Raw genomic sequence first — 15,879 nt, 5'->3', positions numbered from 1 at the left:
AGGGCTGCGCCGCCATACCCGGCAGGGATGCGCGACGGCCCGTCCGGGAAAACTCAAAAAACTGTCATCTTGGCCTTGTGCACCCGGAATGCTTTTGCTACATGCAGCCCCGCCGGAGCAATTCGGCGCTACCAAGATGCGGTCGTGGCGGAATTGGTAGACGCGCAGCGTTGAGGTCGCTGTGTCGCAAGACGTGGAAGTTCGAGTCTTCTCGACCGCACCATTCTTCCTTGCGGAAGAATACGAAAGCCGGCTCGCCGAAAGGCAGCCGGCTTTGTCGTATCCGGGCTTTTCCTTGGTCGCCGATCAGTCCGCATCGTTCGGGATATGCGTGTCGACACCCATGGTCGTGACGAAATTGCGCACGGTCGAGACGCCCTTCACGGCCACCACCCGCATCTCGATCATCCGTCGTTCCTGCACGGTATCGACGGCGCCCCGCAAGGTGACGACATGGCCGTCGGCATGGATGTCGAGGGCGTTCAACAGCAGATCGGGCAGATCCTCCAGGGCCGCCGCGACATCGGCTTCGAGCTGGTCGCTGTTCTCGCGGTGGTCGGTCTCCGGCAGCACCGGTGAGGCGAGGGGTGCCTGTCCGCCGTCGGCGTCCACATTGGTGATGCGGTAGCCGCCATTGCGCTCGCGATCGAAATTGGCTCCGGTCTCCCCGTAGGCGCCATTGCCGACCGGCCGCGACGCGGCACCCGCGCCATCGTCATAGGGCCAGCCGTTCTCGATGTCGCGCTGTTCGAAGTCCCGGTAGTCCTCTTCGCGGCTGAGGTCCTTCTCGCTGTCCGTCCTGTCGGCGATGGCCATGGCGTCTGCTCCTTCATCGGGTTTCTCCGGTGGAAACGCATGAAGGGCGTCTTGGTTCGGTCCGGCGCGAGCGAGGCGGTCACTTGCCGCTCTGTTCCCATTTGCGGATCAGCCGGTCGCGCTTCAGCTTCGACAGGCGCTGCAGCCAGAACAGGCCGTCGAGCTGATCGATTTCATGTTGCATGCAGATCGCCGGAAAACCCTCCAGCCGTTCCTCGTGCACGATCCCGTCGAGATCGCGGTAGCGGATGTCCACGGCGCGCGGTCGCGTCACCGTCTCCGTGGCGCCCGGCATGGAGACGCTGCCTTCGGTGTGTTCCATCGTCTCCGGCGAGGACCACAGGATTTCCGGATTGGCATAGCTCCGCCGGCCGCCGATCTCGGGCAGATCGAGCATGACAAGGCGCAGCGCGACCCCGATATGGGCAGCGGTGATGCCGACGCCGGGCGCTGCCCGCATCGTGTCATAAAGATCGTCGGCAAGAGCGCGTAGATCGGTGTCGAAGGCCTCGACGGGGAGGCAGGCGCGCCTGAGGGCTGAATCGGGAAAACGGATGATCGGACGAACGCTCACGGGGACCTCTTCGGCGGCGGACGGGTCAGGCAAAGCGGTGGCGCAATCGAGGCTGGACCCCGCTTCGCCAATAGGTTAGCAGGAAGCTTCGGCAATTGCATATCGCCCTGTTCGCTGCGCTGGGCAGTTGTTGACAATGCGTTTTCCCAAGCCATTCTCCTTGGCGGCGGGAAGCTGGGCAGTGATTTGATTTGGCGAGGGCGCGAGCATGACCGAGACCGGCGAAGACATCCGCGTTCGCGTCGTCCAGGACGAAGCCCAGGAAGATATTTACGCCGAGAACGGCTCGATCCGCACCGACTTCCTGGCCATGGTCGGGGCGGCGATAGCCGACCGCGACCTGCTCTTCCTGCGCCAGCGCGTCGCGCGCCTGCACGAATCGGAACTCGGCGACCTGATCGAGGCGATCCAGCCGGACCAGCGCATCGCGCTTGTGCGCCTGCTGGGCGACGACTTCGACATGACGGCGTTGACCGAGGTGGACGAGGCGATCCGCCTGCAGATCGTCCAGCACCTGCCGAACGCCCAGATCGCCGCGGCGATCGGCGAACTCGATTCCGACGACGCGGTCTACATTCTCGAGGACCTCGACCACGAGGACCGCGAAGAGATCCTGTCGCAGCTGCCCTTCACCGAGCGGGTGCGGTTGCGGCGCGCGCTGGACTATCCGGAGAGCTCGGCTGGCCGCCGTATGCAGACCGAGTTCGTCGCGGTGCCGCCGTTCTGGACGGTCGGCCAGACGATCGACTACATGCGCGACGAGGAAGACCTGCCGGAGAGCTTTACCCAGATCTTCGTCATCGACCCGACCTTCAAGCTGCTCGGCACCATCGATCTCGACCGCATCCTGCGCACCAAGCGCCAGGAAAAGATCGAATCGATCATGCGCGAGACAAGCCATCCCATTCCCGCCGAGATGGACCAGGAAGAGGCGGCCCAGCTGTTCGAGCAGTACGACCTTCTGTCGGCCGCCGTCGTCGACGAGAACGACCGCCTGGTCGGCGTCCTGACCATCGACGACGTGGTCGACGTGATCCAGGAAGAGGCCGAGGAGGATCTGATGCGCCTCGGCGGTGTCGGCGACGAAGAACTGTCGGACAGCGTCATGGAAACCTCGCGCTCGCGCGTGCCGTGGCTGGCGGTCAATCTTTTCACCGCCTTCTGGTCGGCCTCCGTGATCTCGCTGTTCGAGGCCACCATCGAGCAGGTGGTGGCGCTTGCCATCCTGATGCCGATCGTTGCGGGCATGGGCGGCAATGCCGGCTCGCAGACCATGACCGTGACCGTGCGCGCCTTGGCCACGCGCAACCTCGACATCCACAATGCCTGGCGGGTCGCCCGACGCGAGGCCGGCGTCGGCCTGATCAACGGCGTGCTGTTCGGCTGCCTGGTCGGCCTGGTGGCCGGACTCTGGTTCCAGGATGTGTCGATCGGCGGGCTCATCACCACCGCCATGCTGATCAACATGTTCGCCGCCGCCATGGCCGGTATCATGATCCCGCTTCTGCTGAACAAGGCGGGGGCCGACCCGGCCGTTTCCTCGGCGGTCTTCGTCACCGCGATCACCGATACGACAGGGTTTTTCAGCTTCCTCGGGCTCGCCACCTGGTGGTTCATGTCCGGCTGAAGCGTGAAAAATTGACTTATACGTAAAAGTCAATATTATACCGTTTCCCTAATGAATCGGAACGGTTGTGAAGAAGTATTACAGTATAACTGAACTGACGCGCGAATTTGGAGTGTCGACCCGCACGCTTCGCTTCTACGAAGACGAGGGTCTGCTCCATCCGGAGCGTCGTGGCCGCACACGCCTCTATCGTGCCGCCGACCGGCATCTGCTGCAGGAAATCCTGCGCGGCCGGAGGATCGGGTTTACTGTAGCCGAAATCCGCGAAATTATCCACGTCTATAAAGAGCCGCCGGGCGAGATCGGCCAGCTCAAGCTGATGATGAAGAAGATCGACGAGAAGCGCGACGAGCTTCGCCAGAAGCGCCGCGACATCGACGAGACGCTGGCCGAACTCGACAATGCCGAGGAAACCTGCCTGACGCGCATGGTGGAAATCGGCGTCGGAACCTGATCCGGCCGTACCGTCAGAGCCAGCGCCGCGTGCGCTGGCAATATTGCTCGAAATCGATCCCGAACCGCGCCAGAAGATGCATCTCCTCCTTGCGGATGGCGATGATCGTCGTGACGATCGCTGCGGCAAGGGCGGCGACGAAGAACCAGGCATTGCCGGTGAGGAAGCCGATCGCCACGGTGATCAGGGTATAGCCGAGATAGATCGGGTTGCGGCTGTAGCGGAACGGCCCGCAGGTCACCAGCCTCAGCGCGCCGCGATGCGGCAGCACGGTCGTGTGATATTCGACCAGCGTCTTGATCGCCCACAGGTCGAGAAACAGCGCGACGGCCACCAGCAGCCCGCCGATGGCATAGAATAGGTAGCCGTTGGGCATCACCGAAGGCAGAATTCCGATGAACCGATCGGCCAGCAGGGCGAAGAGAATGGCCAGGCCGTAGAGAACGGGCGGCCAGGGAAAGCTGAGCGGCTTCAATCTATAGGCATTCATGGTCAGGTCCTGTCATTGACTGATGGCCGAACATTCACGCGCAAGCTCTACGATCCGCTCATCCTTGTCCGGCAAGATTGCGCCAGACTGGAGGGGTGCGAGAAGCGACTGCTGCTGCAGCCGGTCGAGCGTGCAGGCACAGAAGCGGTTGCAGATCTCCGCCGGTGAGCCTTCGGCCAGGCAAGCGTTTTCACAGCTCGCCAGATAGGACTGTATAGGATCAGGTTTTTGTGGCGGTGCTATGATCGAGATCATGTACACCACGGCAATCAGCACCGGTTGGTGCAGAAGGTAGACGATCAGGCTGTGGCGTCCCGCCAGCCGCAGCCATCCGGGTCCCGACGGCCACTTCGCCAGGCCCTGCAGCCAGCCGCGCGACAGCGCCAGCCGCGCCACGGCGACGCCGATCAGCAGCGCGCCGATCCAGGGCAGCAGCGGCACGTAATCGTTCGAGCGCGGCAGGTGCTGCGACAGCCCGACGAAGAGCAGCGCCGGGGCGTCGAAGATTTCCGAACGATAGACATTCGGCAGGGTGATCGCGGCCGCGGCCGCAGCCAGCGTGACGAGCGGCGGCAGGCGCACGAAGGCGAGCCCGATCAGGCTTCCGGCGGCGATCGCATGCAGGATGCCGAAGAAGATCATGCCCTCCGGCACGGCGATCGCGGTTGCGATGGTGATGGCGAGCGCCGCGGCGACGATGACGGCCAGACGTTTGGCGAAGGATCTGGCGCGGAGGGCCGGATAGTGCGCCAGCACCAGGCTGAATCCGGCGAGGAAGAGGAAGGTCGAGGCGATACCGCGGGCATAGATCTTCAGCCAGCCATGGGTCGCCGTGCCCGGCTCCAGATAGCCGAAGAACTCGAAATCCCAGGTGAAATGATAGGTCGCCATGGCGATGAGGGCGAGGCCGCGCGCCGCGTCGAGCGCTTCGATTCGCCGGGGCGCCACCGCCAATGTCTCGCTTCTTTCCAGATCAGCGGTCACGCGCCGTCCTTCCGTCTTGCCGTCTCGTTCTGCGCCCCTGCCAGATCGCGCAAACGTGACCGTTTCATGGCGAGGGCGACGGGGATTCGATCAGTGCCAGGCGCGCCTCGGAGAAGAACTGCCGGCGCAGGAGGACGATGAAGACGGTGACCGAGGTCGCCATGAACAGGTAGGGACTGGCGAACCAGCCGAGATAACCGATCGACATGAACAGCGCGCGAAGTCCCGCATTGAAGTGGCTGGCGGCGATGATGTTCATGCGGATCGTCAGCTCCGCGGCGCGCGCCGCGGCCTCCGGGTCCCGCCGCGCCTCGTCGGCCATCGGCAGCGCGCCGAACAGGATCGTGCAATAGTTGAACAGCCGGTAGGACCAGCCAAACTTGAAGAAGGAATAGCCGAAGATGGCGGTCAGCACGAAGACCTTGAGCTCGAAGGTGGTGCGTCCGCCGGGCATGACGAAGGGCAGGTCCTTGAGCACCGTGTCCACCTGTTCGGTCTGGCCGAGAAGGGCGAAGCAACCGCCGATCGCCAGGATCGACGTCGAGGCGAAGAAGGCCGTTCCGTTCTGCAAGCCCGACAGGATCTGCGTGTCGATCATCTTCAGGTCGCGGCCGAGCGAATTCATGATCCACAGGCGCCGGCGTTCGGCCATGGCCTGGGTCAGGCTGGTCCGGGCGAAGATGCGGCCCTGGCCGGTGATCCAGGCGAAGGCGAACCACAAGAGGCCGAACAGGCAAAGCGCGAAATAGTCGAGAAGAGTCATGGCGGCTCCGAAGCAGGGGGCTGCCATTTTATGCGGGCTTGCCCCTTTCTCCACAAGCAAATTAACCGGATCGCAAAACCTTGGTCTAAATCGGGGCAGTTCGACACGTCGGTGGCGCAGGCGTAATTCGTCTTAAGTGATTGAAATTTCGATAATCCATGCGCGAAATGCATGGCTGCCGCGCGTTGAGTGCCTTTCTTTTGCCTTTTTTGCTGTTGCGAAAACCCGCGGATTTTAATAATCGTTTCGCACGAAAGCGGTCGGGGGACGGCTTTCTGCCAACAACGCTTAAACGGAGTCTTCATGGAAGACAGCATCCAGAAATCCTGCTGGAACGTCACATTTCGGGCATTGATAGGATTTGCCGGCATTTTGTGCCTGGCTTATCTTTTTGGCAGTATCTGAACCGGTTTTTTCAATTCGGTTTCGGGCAGCGCGGGTTTTTCGACCCGCGCTGTTGTCGTTTTGGGGCTTTTCTCATGTCGCGGCGGTGAAAATGGATGTCGGTCCGTCGCCGCATTCGCCATTCATGTTATTCTAGCCTGTGGCAAATCAGCCCGAGCAAGGCGGAGTCGGCATGTTCCTTTCGGTTTTCGATGTGTTCAAGATCGGGGTGGGTCCCTCGAGTTCCCATACGATGGGGCCGATGACGGCCGCCAATCGTTTCCTCGACCTGATCGCCTCCGACAGTTGGCCGCGGCCGCACGGCGCCCAGGTGGCGGCGCTGAAAGCCAGCCTGCACGGCTCGCTCGCCTATACCGGCATCGGCCACGGCACGGGCAGGGCGGTGATCATCGGCCTGACCGGCGAGGCGCCCGACAGCATCGATCCCGACAGGATGGACGCCATCGTCGAGGAGGTCGAGCGCAGCCACAAGGTCGCGCCGCCCGGCCATCCGGCCTATCATTTCAATCCGAAGGAAGACCTCGTCTTCGACAAGAAGGTGCCGCTTTCGGGCCATGCCAACGGCATGCGGCTCTCCGCCCTCGACAGGGACGGGCGCGTTCTCTTGACGACGATCTACTACTCGATCGGCGGCGGCTTTGTCGTCACCGACACCGAGCTTCTTGCCATGCAGAAGGCCAAGAAGGCGGCCTCCAGCCACAAGGTGCCCTATCCCTTCGCGTCGGCCAGGGAAATGCTCGACATGGCGCGCCGCTCCGGCCTGACGATCGCCCAGATGAAGCGGGCCAACGAAGAAGCGGTCATGGACCGCGAGGCGCTCAATGCCGGCCTCGACCGCATCTGGGACGCCATGACCGGCTGCATCGACCGTGGCCTGAAACAGGACGGACGTCTGCCGGGCGGCTTGAACGTGCGCCGCCGCGCCCGCTCGATCCACGACCAGCTGCAGGAGGAATGGCGCTCCAACCGGCAGAACCCGCTGCTCGCCAATGACTGGCTGTCGGTCTATGCCATGGCGGTCAACGAGGAGAACGCCGCCGGCGGCCGCGTCGTCACCGCGCCGACCAATGGCGCGGCCGGCGTCGTTCCGGCGACCATCCGCTACTACCTGCATTTCCATCCCGATGCCGACCAGGACGGCATCCGCGACTACCTGCTGACGGCCGCCGCCATCGGCGGCATCATCAAGCACAACGCCTCGATCTCCGGCGCCGAAGTCGGCTGTCAGGGCGAGGTGGGCTCGGCCTCCGCCATGGCGGCGGCGGGGCTGGCGGCCGTGATGGGCGGCAGCCCGGAGCAGATCGAGAACGCCGCCGAAATCGCCCTGGAGCACCATCTCGGCATGACCTGCGACCCGATCGCCGGCCTCGTCCAGGTGCCCTGCATCGAGCGCAATGCGCTGGGCGCCGTCAAGGCCGTGACCGCGGCCTCGCTGGCGCTCAAGGGCGACGGCGAGCATTTCGTGCCGCTCGACGCCTGCATCGAGACCATGCGCCAGACCGGCAACGACATGAGCGAGAAATACAAGGAAACCTCGCTCGGCGGCCTTGCCGTCAATGTGGTGGAGTGCTGACGGCGGCGGTTGGCGGGCCGCTTGGCCCTTGACGCCGGCGGTGAGCGGATTATCACCGGTGCCATGACACTGCACATGATCAAGCTCTGCGTCGGCGCCGACAGCCTCGACGATCTTCGCGAATGGGTCGCCGAGCGCGCGCTGGTCGCAGTTGCGGCCGGCCTCGAGCCGCAGTCGAGCCATGTCACGCGCATGGTGCCGAAGCGTATGGACGAGCTGCTCGACGGCGGATCGCTCTACTGGGTGATCAAGGGCCAGGTCGCCGCCCGCCAGAGACTGCTCGACATCAAGACCTTCACCGGCGCCGACGGCATTTCCCGCTGCGAACTGGTGCTTGGCCCTGAAGTGATCGAAACCGCGCCCGCCCCCCGCCGCCCGTTCCAGGGCTGGCGCTATCTCGAACCCGATTCCGCCCCGAGAGACCTCAACGCCTCGGGCGCCAATCTCGAGGACATGCCGGAAGACCTGAAGCGCGAGCTGGCGGAACTCGGGCTGCTGTGAGGGTTGGCTCGGCTGATCCCGGTCGCTACGGCAACTGGGTTCGGGACCCGTTCACCGCTGGCACCTGACTGAGCAACCGCGGCCAATGTCAATCCTCAAAGCGGCTCGCCCCATCGCGATTGCGCTCGTAGTGCCTCGTGAGCGGAAAGGGCGGCAGCCAGGATTCGCGGCGGACGGTCCAGAGTTCGTAGGTCGGCACAAACTGGTCCGGTGCATCCAGCGATCCGAGGTTCACCTCGATTACGTCGCCGCTGCGGCCGAAGACGGGCGAACCGCAGCGCGGGCAGAAGAACCGCCCGGCATAGTCGCGCGTCTCGCCCTCGATCGTCACCGCATCCTCGGGGAAGATCGCCGAGGCGTGGAAAAGCGCGCCATGATGCTTGCGGCAGTCGAGGCAGTGACAGATGCCCACCCGGTAGGGACGCCCGCTCGCCACGACCCGCACATTGCCGCATAGGCAGCCACCGCGATAGGTTTCCATGATCAGTCTCCTTGAACCTTGGCCGAACTCTAGGATCAACGATGCAGGTTCTGCAAGGGTTGCCGAAAGCGCGCCCTCTTATTCACGCGGGGCGTCGGCCCCAGGTAGCTCCTGTGGCCGATCATTCCGCCTGGTCGGCGCTTTGCGGGCCGGCAGCGTTGGCGGTCTGAGCTTAACCGATGCGAAAGAGAGTTCTGCAATGCTGCCGCCGAGAAACGGGGGTGTGCCTTTGGCAATGGCGACCGAAAGACGACTGGAGCACGAGCATGAGCAAGCGCCGCCGGCGGATGCGCTGCGGTTCGAGGCGCTGCTCGTTGATCTGGCCACCAAGGTGCTGCGAAAGCAGGTCGGCCCGCAGACGCATCTCATCGACGCCTTCAACATCAACCGCGCACTGCGCTTCATCGATGCTGTCTGGCAGGCGACCGGCATCGAACTCGACGTCAACAGCTTCTATCTCTGGCCGACGGTTCCGGCGCTTGCCGGCGCCATGGCGGACGGGTCGTTCCGCGCGATTCCGAAACTGATCGAGATCAAGGGCGGCACAGGGGCCAGGAGCCTGGTGGTCTTTGCCGGCGGCGTCAGCTGCTTTCTCGAAATGAAGGATTTCGTCAACGCCCTGTCCTTCGAGGGCGCGGTCTACGGCATGGCGCTCAGCGCCTTCGACCGGCCGGCCACGCAGCCCGCCGAAGTGGCCGACGAGGTTGCCGCCTGTCTCTCCGCCCTGCAGGCCTCCGGTCTTGCCTCGCCATACCGGCTGGTCGGCTATTCCTTCGGCGGCATCGTTGCGCTTGAGCTTGCCCGGGCGCTCGACGCCCACGGCATGGCCTGCGATTTTCTCGGGTTGATCGACAGTCCGCAGAGTGAGCATGCCTGGCCGCTGCCCGCCTGGCTTTCCTTTGTGGCCGGACGCTTCGTTTCGGTGCGCCGGGCAAAGGCGCCGCCGCGCGCCGAGGCGGCCTGCGGCGTGCCCGGCGAGCCCGGCGAGCCGGGGCCGGAACCACGACCCGGCTGTTGGCGCCGCAGGCTGCGCCGATTGTCCTTCCGCTTTCGCGATCCGCGCGGTGAGGATTACCCGACGCTGGTGCCGCAATGGGTGGGCGGCTATCCGCCAGCCTATGGACGGGCCGCGTGCCAGCTCCTGCGCATGAAGGGGCTCTATCGCCCGGAGTCCTTCCGGGCGCCGCTGGTATTCTATCGTACCGAAGGCGGCTCGCCGGTCGATTGCGACCCGAAACGCATTTGGGACCGGATCCTGCCGGATGCGGAGTGGGTGGATGTTCCCGGTAATCACCAGTCGATCATGGTCGGGCGTCATGCAAGGGCGCTGGCGGCCGATCTCAGTCGCCGGCTGTCGCCGCTGGCTTCGACCCGAGCCTGATCCGCCACCGTTTTGCCGGAGTTCGGCCGACCTCTGCTCTTCAGGACACGATCCCGTCCGATGCGGGGCTGCCGCAGTTCCGGCTTGGCTCCGGTTGGGCTCAGAGTGCGCGCCGCTTCTTTTTTGCACACTGCCTCGGTCGGCCCGACCGGTGGTCCCTCCGGGCAGGATTGTGCAGCGCATTTGTATTCTTCGCCCGCCTCGGCTATTTCCCCGCCAGGTGCGGGGCCATGCGGGGCCATGCGGGCCCATGCGGGCTCGTAAGGGCAGCGACGCCGGCGCCCGGATGCCCGTCAACTTCAATGCCGGCTGCCCGTCCGACCGGGTGCAGTCGGGCACGTTCGGCGCCGTTATGCTTGCGGCAGTCGAGACAGTGGCAGAGGCCGACCCGGTAGGGCCGCCCCGTTGCGACAAGACGGACATTGCCGCACAGACAACCGCCGGTGACCGTCTCCATGCCGCACCTCCTCCATGATCAACGGCATCCAGCTTACGACAAACGCCGCGAAAGCCGCAATTTCCCGGCGCGGGGCGTGCAGATCGTTCTGGTGTGGTGGAGTGGCGGGAAACTTCGTGTCTGGCGAACAGAGCCCCGCGGCTATCTTTTCGCGGCCACGGTGGAGAGGTTGTCTTGAGACGTCCTCGCCGGGCATCCATCCGCACGCAGATTCTCGTTCTCGCCATCCTCCTGGTTGTTCTCGTTTCCGTCGTCGCCGCGACGATGGAGCCGCTCATCTATGGCCGGCATGACAAGGGGCTCGAGATCGGCCTGCCGGCGGGCGGATCGAGGGCCTGGTCGATCAGTGGCGCCGGTTCCGGTACCCTCAAGCTTCACCTCACCCTGACCGGAGCCAGGACGCCCACGCCCGCGCTCGGACCGTTCTCGCGCTTCGACATGGCGGGCGGCGTTTACAATGGCGTCGAGGCGGCCAGGGGCAGGGAGGGTTCCATGTTCGGCTCGGCGAACTACGCGGTCGAGATCCACGATGCCGCGGATGGTCACCTTCTGCGTTCCTACGTCACCAGGCAATATCCGAATGCCATGAACGTGGGGGCAGACTTCTCCCCCCTCGCAGCGTCCAGGGTCGGGATCGAGAAGGGGGCCGACATGCTTGTCGCGGAGCTGAGATGACGGCGGCGAGGGGGCGGGGCCGCCCCACACCTGTTCCCGCGTTCGGGCCTCTCGGTTCGTGCGCTGCTGCCATTGTTCGCAACAAGATCGAACAAGATGCCCCCCTCTTGTCCGATTTCGGCCACCGCATGTCCATGCGGCCCCTCTACCCTGTTCCGGACCAATGGAGGTCGAGATGTCCGACACCGAATTCACCATTTCCCGCATTCTTCGCGATCCGCTCATTCGGCAGGTCCTGCGTGCCGACCGCACGTCACTGTCCGACTTCGCGCTCCTGCTTCGTGACAGCGCTCACAGGATGCGGAGCGCCTCGGCCTCTTCGCGGTTGATCATGCAACCCATGCCTTCCGATCATCATGGACCCGAACGGCGATCGCAACAAAACGCAACAAGATAGAACACAAGTTGACGTCGAGCGGGTTAATGACAGCCACCAGACAGCTTCAGAGGCTATTCTCTCAATGTACATGCATCCCGCCTTGGCGGACCGACGTCAGGTTCTGGTCTGCCTGTCCAATCCCAGAGGACTGTTGCTCGTGAATGAAATCCTGACCCGGGAAGGCTTTGCAGTCACGACGGCATGTACTCTGGGAGAACTCGAGAGGGCCATGCGATTGGGCGGGTTCAGCGCGGTCGTCACGGCGACCGAGGCGATCGACGCGATCCAGCAGATAACGGGATTGCCGGTCGTCAATATCCGGGCATCGATCCGCGAATGGGCGGACGAGCACACGGGCGATCGCAGTTGTCTGTGCGACAGGGCGGCCTTTGTGGACGAGCTCCGGAGCGCCCTCAGATGCGGTCTCGTTGGGCCGGGCATCAGCCGATGACCGGGAGGCGTGCGATTCCAGAGGCAAAGACCAGCCCGCCCGAGCCTGTCGGCAAGCGGATCGTCCTGCACTTTCCCGGTTTCGAGCCGCTGGATGCCCATAGGCACCGCCAGCGTCATGAGCGTGCGCTGCGAAAGGCGACGACAGTCTGGGGGTTTGCGGCAGAGATAGGCCCGATCCACGGCGACGGCCGCTGTTTCGACGTCGCAAGTCAGGGCGCAACGTGGCGCACGACGAGCCGCATTCACATCTTCGACCACAACGACATTGTCGAGCAACTGAACGGGAGGCCGCTTGCCCGACGGCTGGCCCTCGGGTTCGTCAGTGCCGCTCGCGTCGTTCTCGGAAGCGGCGCCGCGGCCTATTTTCGGCATGCCTGGCGCTTCGGCCTGTTCTTCGTCTTTCCGTTCCTGCTCGTCGCACTGGCGATGGCGGCGAGCCTGGCGATGGCCGTCTATCCGCAGTGGCTTGGTCTTGGTCCGTGGCATTATCCGCTGGCGCTCGTGCTTGCCCATGCCTTCTTCTTCTCGATTTTCCTTCCGTGGTCGGATCGGTTTCACACCTTGCATCTGTTCTCCGACTGGGAGATGGCCGTCGCTCTTGCGCGTCTCGACCGGCCCGACATCCTCGCCTGGCTCGAGGACTGTGCGGCATCGGTGAGGGCGGCGCTTTCCGAGGAGGCGGACGAATATGTCATCAGTTCCCACAGCATGGGTTCGAGCGTTGCCGTCCATGTCCTCGGCATGCTGCTCGGAAGGGAACCCGACTTGCTCGGGGGAAAGCGTGTGATCTTCGTCACGCTCGGGGGTGCGGTTCTGCAATGTGCCCTGCTGCGCCCCGCCGAGGTGCTGCGGGCTCGGGTGGGCGTGATCGCGCGCACGAAGGAAATATCCTGGCTGGACATCCAGTGCCTGACCGATGCGATCAATTTCTACAGGTCGCAGGTGGTTGCGCTCGCTGGGCATCCGGATGCCCCCCAGGCCGAAATCGCCTTCATCCGTATCAGGCACATGCTGTCGCCGGAACGCTACCGGCGGATCAAGCGGGATCTGTTGCGTGTCCATCGCCAATACGTTCTCGACAGCGACCGGCGGGCATCCTTCGATTTTTCGCTGATGACGGCCGGACCGCTTCCCGCGATGTCGTTCGTAAACGACATACGGGATCACCTGCCGGAGACTGGTCGTGAAGGTCCGACCCAGATAGAACGGCATCCAGGGAAGGTCGAAAAAAGCGGTGGGGCCTTTGCCTGAGAGAAAACCGCGCACGTTGTCGAGGTCGCGCAGCGGCTGCAATCCATCGCCCGATGTCCGAGTCAACAGTGCAAGCGCGCAACCGCGTGATGCACATGACCTGACGCCTGACTTTCGAAGTGTTCGCCAATCCGCAGCTGCACACGCGCCGTCCCGGCAAATATGGCGGCCGCCCTTCCGTCGTCGTAGATAATGCGCTTGACCGGCAGTTCGACGTCGAGGCTGCGGACAAGGCCTGGGTGACGGATATCACCTACATCCGGACCTGCGAGGGGTTTGCCTATCTGGCGGTCGTCATCGATCTCTATTCCCGCCGGGTGATCGGCTGGGCGATGCAGAGTCGCCAAACAACCGACGTCGTGCTGCAGGCTCTGCTCAGGGCGGTGTGGCGACGCAAGCCGAAGGATCAGGCGTTGGTCCACTCGGACCAAGGCTCCCAGTTCACCAGTATGGGCTGGGCTTCGTTCCTGAAGCACCACAATCTGGTTCATTCCATGAGCCGCCGTGGAAACTGCCACGACAACGCGGTAGCCGAAAGCTTCTTCAACCTTCTGAAGCGGGAACGGATACGCCGCAGGGTCTATCGTTCGCGCCGCGAAGCCCGCCAGGACGTGTTCGATTACATCGAAATGTTCGACAACCCGAAACGCAAGCACGTCAGGAACGGAATGCTGTCGCCGGACGAGTTCGAGCGCCGGCAGAAAACGTAACCCGAGGGCGTCTACGAAACGTGGGGCTATTCGGATCTCACGACCCCTGCTCAGGTCAAACCCCTTTCAAGCCATTCAGAGTAGACGCTTCTCCCGCGCCGCCTTCAACCGTGCAAAATCGTCGCCGGCATGATGCGACGACCTGGTCAGCGGGCTGGCCGATACCATCAGGAAGCCCTTGGCATAGGCGACCGTCTCGTAGGACTTGAATTCGTCGGGCGTAACGAAGCTCATCACCTTGTGGTGCTTGCGGGTGGGCTGCAGGTACTGGCCGATCGTCAGGAAGTCGACATCGGCGACGCGCAGGTCGTCCATCAGCTGCAGCACTTCGTTGCGCTCCTCGCCAAGGCCGACCATGATGCCGGACTTGGTGAACATGGTCGGGTCGAGTTCCTTGACCCGCTGCAGAAGCCGGATCGAGTGGAAGTAGCGTGCGCCTGGACGCACCGTCAGGTAGTTGCCCGGCACGGTCTCGAGATTGTGGTTGAAGACGTCGGGCTTGGCGGCGACGACTCGTTCGAGAGCACCGGGCTTCTTCAGGAAGTCGGGCGTCAGGATCTCGATCGTCGTTTCCGGCGACGCCGCGCGGATGGCGAAGATCACCTTCTCGAAATGTTCGGCGCCGCCGTCGTCCAGATCGTCGCGGTCGACCGAGGTGATGACCACATGGGAGAGCCCCATCTGCTTCACCGCCTTGGCGACGTTTTCCGGTTCGGCCATGTCCAGCGCATTCGGCTTGCCCGTCGCGACATTGCAGAAGGCGCAGGCGCGCGTGCAGATCTCGCCCATGATCATGAAGGTGGCGTGCTTCTTGTCCCAGCACTCGCCAATGTTCGGGCAGCCCGCCTCCTCGCACACAGTGACGAGCTTGTTGTCCTTCACGATCGAACGGGTCTCGGCATAGCCCTTCGACGTCGGCGCCTTGACGCGGATCCATTCCGGCTTGCGCATCACCTCGGTATCCGGGCGATGGGCCTTTTCCGGATGCCGGACGCGCTTCTCTTCGGCGGGAGCCGGAACGAGGTTCGTCCTGTCGAGAATGGTGACCATTACGGTGCCCCTTGTTACGATATCCGGCGAACGGACTCAGATTGCCTCATATACCCCGGCGATAGCCAGGAAATCGTCAGCCTTCAGGCTAGCGCCGCCGATCAGGGCGCCGTCGACATTGTCGATGGCCATCAGTTCGGCAGCGTTGGACGCCTTGACGGAGCCACCGTAAAGGATCCGCATCTTCTTGCCTTCATCCCCGAATCGGACGCTGAGTTCGGCCCGCATGAAAGCGTGTGCTTCGCGGATATCCGCTGTTGTCGGCGTCAGACCGGTTCCGATCGCCCAGACGGGCTCATAGGCGATAACCGTATTGCGAGCCGTCGCGTCGTCCGGCACAGAGCCTTCGAGTTGCCGCCCCAGGACATTCAGGGTCTCACCGCTGGTCCTCTCAGCTTCCGTTTCACCCAGGCAGATGATGGCAACCAGCCCGGCAGCATGGGCAGCTTCGGCCTTCTTCAACACCTGGCCGTCCGTTTCGTTCTGAAGGGTACGGCGTTCAGAATGTCCGAGGATAACGAAGGTGCCGCCTGCGTCCGCGATCATCTCTGCCGAGGTCTCTCCTGTATAGGCACCGCTGGAAGCGGAGTGGCAATCTTGCCCGCCAATCCGAAGCGTGGTGCCAACAGATTGCTCTGCGGCCGCACGCAAAAGGGTTGCAGGCGGGCAGATCAGAGTATCGGTCTTGGCTGCAAAGGCTGATACCCCGGACGAAATCACAGTCAGCGTCTCGAGAGATGATTGCAGACCATTCATTTTCCAGTTTCCGGCGATCAGCGGCTTGTTGCCCGGTGTCATGTCTTTGTTCCTTGTCTGGCAAACCCGGTTCGGATTGAGGGGCGTATCGTGCTGGCA

17 protein-coding genes, 1 tRNA gene and 5 pseudogenes are annotated in these 15,879 nt (G+C 63.5%); 13 read left to right on the top strand and 10 right to left on the bottom strand.

Annotation, left to right across the window (positions count from 1 at the left end):
• Nucleotides 1–138 precede the first annotated feature (138 nt).
• Nucleotides 139–223 (top strand) — tRNA-Leu (locus AC07Y0_RS08305).
• An 83-nt stretch (nucleotides 224–306) separates the two neighbouring features.
• Here AC07Y0_RS08305 and AC07Y0_RS08300 read toward each other — a convergent pair.
• Both AC07Y0_RS08300 and AC07Y0_RS08295 read right to left on the bottom strand, forming a co-directional pair.
• Nucleotides 307–816: a BON domain-containing protein gene (locus AC07Y0_RS08300; protein WP_498676250.1), complete on the bottom strand. Its 510-nt coding sequence runs from the start codon at nucleotides 814–816 to the stop codon at nucleotides 307–309.
• Nucleotides 817–895: 79 nt separating this feature from the next.
• Nucleotides 896–1,390: a peptide deformylase gene (locus tag AC07Y0_RS08295; protein WP_498676248.1), complete on the bottom strand. Its 495-nt coding sequence runs from the start codon at nucleotides 1,388–1,390 to the stop codon at nucleotides 896–898.
• A 208-nt stretch (nucleotides 1,391–1,598) separates the two neighbouring features.
• Here AC07Y0_RS08295 and mgtE point away from each other — a divergent pair, with 208 nt between their 5' ends.
• Together mgtE and AC07Y0_RS08285 are read left to right on the top strand one after the other, a co-directional pair.
• A complete protein-coding gene (gene mgtE, locus AC07Y0_RS08290) occupies nucleotides 1,599–3,017 on the top strand; it encodes a magnesium transporter (protein ID WP_498676247.1) in 1,419 nt (472 codons plus the stop codon).
• A 67-nt stretch (nucleotides 3,018–3,084) separates the two neighbouring features.
• Nucleotides 3,085–3,471, top strand: a complete 387-nt coding sequence (locus AC07Y0_RS08285) for a MerR family transcriptional regulator (protein ID WP_028735145.1) — start codon at nucleotides 3,085–3,087, stop codon at nucleotides 3,469–3,471.
• Between the two features lie 13 nt (nucleotides 3,472–3,484).
• On the opposite strand, the gene AC07Y0_RS08280 is transcribed toward AC07Y0_RS08285, so the two are convergent.
• From AC07Y0_RS08280 to AC07Y0_RS08270, 3 genes are all read right to left on the bottom strand, one after another.
• Complete coding sequence (locus tag AC07Y0_RS08280; RefSeq protein WP_498676245.1) at nucleotides 3,485–3,961, bottom strand: methyltransferase family protein; 477 nt, start codon at nucleotides 3,959–3,961, stop codon at nucleotides 3,485–3,487.
• A 12-nt stretch (nucleotides 3,962–3,973) separates the two neighbouring features.
• Entirely contained in the window at nucleotides 3,974–4,945 is a 972-nt protein-coding gene (locus AC07Y0_RS08275) for an acetyltransferase domain-containing protein (RefSeq protein WP_498676244.1), read from the bottom strand.
• 64 nt (nucleotides 4,946–5,009) lie between these two features.
• Nucleotides 5,010–5,708, bottom strand: a complete 699-nt coding sequence (locus AC07Y0_RS08270; protein WP_498676243.1) for a DUF599 domain-containing protein — start codon at nucleotides 5,706–5,708, stop codon at nucleotides 5,010–5,012.
• Between the two features lie 158 nt (nucleotides 5,709–5,866).
• On the opposite strand from AC07Y0_RS08270, the gene AC07Y0_RS08265 reads away from it, so the two are divergent.
• The 3 genes from AC07Y0_RS08265 to AC07Y0_RS08255 all read left to right on the top strand — a co-directional run bounded on the left by AC07Y0_RS08265 (nucleotide 5,867) and on the right by AC07Y0_RS08255 (nucleotide 8,187).
• A complete protein-coding gene (locus AC07Y0_RS08265; protein ID WP_498676241.1) occupies nucleotides 5,867–6,202 on the top strand; it encodes a hypothetical protein in 336 nt (111 codons plus the stop codon).
• Nucleotides 6,203–6,285: 83 nt separating this feature from the next.
• Complete coding sequence (locus AC07Y0_RS08260) at nucleotides 6,286–7,686, top strand: L-serine ammonia-lyase (RefSeq protein ID WP_498676240.1); 1,401 nt, start codon at nucleotides 6,286–6,288, stop codon at nucleotides 7,684–7,686.
• A 63-nt stretch (nucleotides 7,687–7,749) separates the two neighbouring features.
• A complete protein-coding gene (locus tag AC07Y0_RS08255; RefSeq protein WP_498680201.1) occupies nucleotides 7,750–8,187 on the top strand; it encodes a DUF1489 family protein in 438 nt (145 codons plus the stop codon).
• A gap of 88 nt (nucleotides 8,188–8,275) precedes the next feature.
• Here AC07Y0_RS08255 and AC07Y0_RS08250 read toward each other — a convergent pair whose 3' ends face one another.
• Entirely contained in the window at nucleotides 8,276–8,668 is a 393-nt protein-coding gene (locus tag AC07Y0_RS08250; protein ID WP_498676239.1) for a GFA family protein, read from the bottom strand.
• A gap of 199 nt (nucleotides 8,669–8,867) precedes the next feature.
• Between AC07Y0_RS08250 and AC07Y0_RS08245 the strand changes: the two genes are divergently transcribed.
• Complete coding sequence (locus AC07Y0_RS08245) at nucleotides 8,868–10,049, top strand: thioesterase domain-containing protein (protein WP_498676237.1); 1,182 nt, start codon at nucleotides 8,868–8,870, stop codon at nucleotides 10,047–10,049.
• A pseudogene (locus AC07Y0_RS08240) lies at nucleotides 9,931–10,389 on the top strand (hypothetical protein); the annotation flags it as partial. The gene AC07Y0_RS08245 and the pseudogene AC07Y0_RS08240, both read left to right, overlap by 119 nt.
• Nucleotides 10,390–10,392: 3 nt before the next feature.
• On the opposite strand, the pseudogene AC07Y0_RS08235 reads toward AC07Y0_RS08240, so the two are convergent.
• A pseudogene (locus AC07Y0_RS08235) lies at nucleotides 10,393–10,506 on the bottom strand (GFA family protein); the annotation flags it as partial.
• A 174-nt stretch (nucleotides 10,507–10,680) separates the two neighbouring features.
• Between AC07Y0_RS08235 and AC07Y0_RS08230 the strand changes: the two are divergent.
• From AC07Y0_RS08230 to AC07Y0_RS08215, 4 genes and pseudogenes are all read left to right on the top strand, one after another.
• Nucleotides 10,681–10,821: pseudogene (locus tag AC07Y0_RS08230) on the top strand (two-component sensor histidine kinase); the annotation flags it as partial.
• On the top strand, nucleotides 10,813–11,181 hold the full coding sequence (locus tag AC07Y0_RS08225; RefSeq protein WP_498680200.1) for a DUF3313 family protein: 369 nt from the start codon (nucleotides 10,813–10,815) through the stop codon (nucleotides 11,179–11,181). The pseudogene AC07Y0_RS08230 and the gene AC07Y0_RS08225, both read left to right, overlap by 9 nt.
• A 461-nt stretch (nucleotides 11,182–11,642) precedes the next feature.
• On the top strand, nucleotides 11,643–12,011 hold the full coding sequence (locus tag AC07Y0_RS08220) for a hypothetical protein (protein ID WP_498676234.1): 369 nt from the start codon (nucleotides 11,643–11,645) through the stop codon (nucleotides 12,009–12,011).
• Nucleotides 12,008–13,264, top strand: coding sequence for a hypothetical protein (locus AC07Y0_RS08215; RefSeq protein WP_498676232.1), 1,257 nt, complete (start codon nucleotides 12,008–12,010; stop codon nucleotides 13,262–13,264). Before AC07Y0_RS08220 ends, AC07Y0_RS08215 begins: the two co-directional genes overlap by 4 nt.
• Here the strand turns inward: AC07Y0_RS08215 and AC07Y0_RS08210 are convergent.
• Nucleotides 13,199–13,413, bottom strand: a pseudogene (locus tag AC07Y0_RS08210) (type I secretion system permease/ATPase); the annotation flags it as partial. The gene AC07Y0_RS08215 and the pseudogene AC07Y0_RS08210 sit on opposite strands and share 66 nt — an antisense overlap.
• Between AC07Y0_RS08210 and AC07Y0_RS08205 the strand changes: the two are divergent.
• Nucleotides 13,405–13,974: pseudogene (locus tag AC07Y0_RS08205) on the top strand (IS3 family transposase); the annotation flags it as partial. The pseudogenes AC07Y0_RS08210 and AC07Y0_RS08205 sit on opposite strands and share 9 nt — an antisense overlap.
• A gap of 75 nt (nucleotides 13,975–14,049) precedes the next feature.
• On the opposite strand, the gene lipA reads toward AC07Y0_RS08205, so the two are convergent.
• Nucleotides 14,050–15,024: a lipoyl synthase gene (gene lipA / locus AC07Y0_RS08200; RefSeq protein WP_498676230.1), complete on the bottom strand. Its 975-nt coding sequence runs from the start codon at nucleotides 15,022–15,024 to the stop codon at nucleotides 14,050–14,052.
• Between the two features lie 36 nt (nucleotides 15,025–15,060).
• On the bottom strand, nucleotides 15,061–15,822 hold the full coding sequence (tpiA, locus tag AC07Y0_RS08195; RefSeq protein ID WP_498676228.1) for a triose-phosphate isomerase: 762 nt from the start codon (nucleotides 15,820–15,822) through the stop codon (nucleotides 15,061–15,063).
• Nucleotides 15,823–15,879: the final 57 nt, after the last annotated feature.

The organism is Allorhizobium sp. GW101-3B10 (genome assembly GCF_059424725.1).
The sequence above is the reverse complement of the archived record's forward strand: the minus strand, read 5'-3'. Positions and strand labels throughout refer to the sequence as shown.